Source organism: Microaerobacter geothermalis (genome assembly GCF_021608135.1).
Classification (GTDB): domain Bacteria; phylum Bacillota; class Bacilli; order DSM-22679; family DSM-22679; genus Microaerobacter; species Microaerobacter geothermalis.
Window position 1 is genome coordinate 1 of sequence record NZ_JAKIHL010000076.1, and the last position, 2,393, is coordinate 2,393.

The window sequence follows — 2,393 nt, forward strand, 5'->3', positions numbered from 1 at the left end:
CTGTTACAACAGATAGGTCATCCTTCATCCCTTAATGGCCCTAATAGCTTGTATCGTGAATGAAATCAAGGGCGAGCGACAGCGAGGGCTTTGCCTTTACCCTTGATGAAATGAGCGATACAAGCTAGCATCCCTCAAGGGATGAAGAACATCTAAAAAAGTGACAGAATCACTGACGTTTTAATATGACATTTTCACTGACGCTTGACAGGGATAGAAGAAATTACCGTAAGATGCAAACATATTAGACTTGCAATCAATTTCTCAATTTTGATCATGTCGAGTATAATAGAATGAAAGAATGGAGAGAGGGGTGACTGGAAATGGACATGGGCTTTGGGTTGTTTCAACAGCAAGTACAAAAATTGATCATCACACCTGAACTGCGGCAGGCCATTACCATTCTTCAGTACTCTGCCTTGGATTTGTTGGAATTTCTGCAGGAACAGATGAAAGAGAATCCGTTGATTGAGCTAAAGGATAACGAAGAGAAAGGGGAACAGGAAGCTCCTGTTTCAGACGCTCAAAAACCAGATATGGATTGGGAAGAGTATTTTTCCCATCATTGGTCTGAAGGTGTGGTCAGAAGTGGTGAAGAGAAGCCAAGCCCCTTTGATTTTATTGCATCAAAGGACTCTTCCCTTCAAAGTGTTCTTGAAGAGCAGGTAAGATATACGGAAGTAGCCGATGAGATGAAGCAAGTGGCTATGTTTATTATAGGAAATCTGGATGAACGGGGATATCTGGATATATCCCTTGATCAGATTGCAGAGAAGTGCCAGGTTCCTTTAGAAAAGGCTGAAGAAGCCCTATATCTCGTTCAAAGCTTTGAACCCAGCGGAGTGGGAGCCAGATCCTTGAAGGAATGCCTGCTGATTCAGTTGGATCATTTGCAAATAGAGGATTCTTTAACGGAAAGGGTGATCGAAAAGTATCTGGATGATTTGGCAGCCCACCGCATCCAGAAAATTGCCGGAGAGCTGGGTGTGTCGGAGAGGGAAGTCCAAAGCATCGCGGACTTTATCCGAACATTAAATCCAAGACCCGGGGATATGTATCATGCTGAACCGCCGCGTTATATTGTTCCGGATGTTTATATTGAAAAGGTTGAAGGGAACTACGTGGTGCTTGTCAATGATGGAATCACCCCAAGGCTGTCCATCAATAGTTATTACGAGAGAATGCTCCGTTCTTCCCAGTCCCAGCATCAAGAGGCGAAAAAATATATCCATGAGAAACTGCAGTCAGCCATGTGGCTGTTAAAGAGCATGGAACAAAGGAGACTCACTCTGCTAAGGGTGACGGAAGCCATTGTAGAGGCTCAAAGGGATTTTTTGGAATATGGAATATCCCGGCTAAAGCCATTGACACTAAAGGAAGTAGCGGAAAAAGTAGGACTTCATGAGTCGACCATTAGCCGGGCCACCAGCCATAAATATGCCCAAACCCCCCGGGGAGTATTTGAGCTAAAATTTTTCTTTAACTCAGGTCTTTCTACTGCCTCAGGAGGGGCAGCATCCGCAAAGACCGTTCAATTAAGAATAAAGCAATTGATTGATCATGAAGATAAGAGCAGACCCTTGTCTGACCAAAAGCTTGCCGATTTGCTTGCAGAAGAGGGAATTGAAATCTCCAGAAGAACCGTGTCAAAGTACAGGGAGGAAATGAACATCCCTTCTTCAGCCAAAAGAAAGCGCTATTAATTTGGGGATAGATATTTATAAATGGAGTTGAATATGATAAATGAGAGGAGACCATCGATCCTATGAAGCCATTTCACATTACGATTTATACCAGAAAAGGCTGCAGTTTATGTGATAAAGCAAAAGCCATCGTGGAAAAAGTAGCCCAGGATTACCCCATCCAATTGGAGTTGTTTGATATCACCACTGACCCAGAAATCGAAGCCAAATATACCGATGTGATTCCAGTCATTCATATAGACGGGGAAGAAGTTTTTGTTTCGAAAATGGCAGAATTATGGTTAAGAAGGGAATTGGATGGGAGAATAAGATCGGGAGATCTTTGTCGTTAAAAATTAGAATGAGAGTAGGATGTTCCCTACTCTTTATTTTTGATTTCATTTTTATTCATTTTTTTACTAATTCGATAATCGTTTGGAGTTAACCCTTCATACTTTTTAAAAACCTTACTAAACTTACATGACCCGCAGGGTCACAAATTCTCATGAAAATAATTCCATCCAGTAGTTACCTAGTTACTGTATCATCGTCATCTTCTCATAATGGAAATTGAACAGGGGAATGGTAAGTCGTAAATCTTTATGGTGGTAGCAATATCAGACCCCGCGAACTAAACGGACAGCATCGATCATTGAGCACAAATTCCTGTTGCTGCGAGCACGAATATCAAATTACTGTTTGTCTCTGATC

2 protein-coding genes are annotated in these 2,393 nt (G+C 42.0%); both read left to right on the plus strand.

Features of this window, described 5'->3' with window-relative positions; genetic code table 11:
* The first annotated feature begins 323 nt into the window (after positions 1-323).
* Entirely contained in the window at positions 324-1,703 is a 1,380-nt protein-coding gene (rpoN, locus tag L1765_RS15785; RefSeq protein WP_236408429.1) for an RNA polymerase factor sigma-54, read from the plus strand.
* A 62-nt stretch (positions 1,704-1,765) separates the two neighbouring features.
* Positions 1,766-2,035 (plus strand): glutaredoxin family protein, encoded by a 270-nt coding sequence (locus L1765_RS15790; protein ID WP_236408430.1) that lies wholly within the window; start codon positions 1,766-1,768, stop codon positions 2,033-2,035.
* Positions 2,036-2,393: the final 358 nt, after the last annotated feature.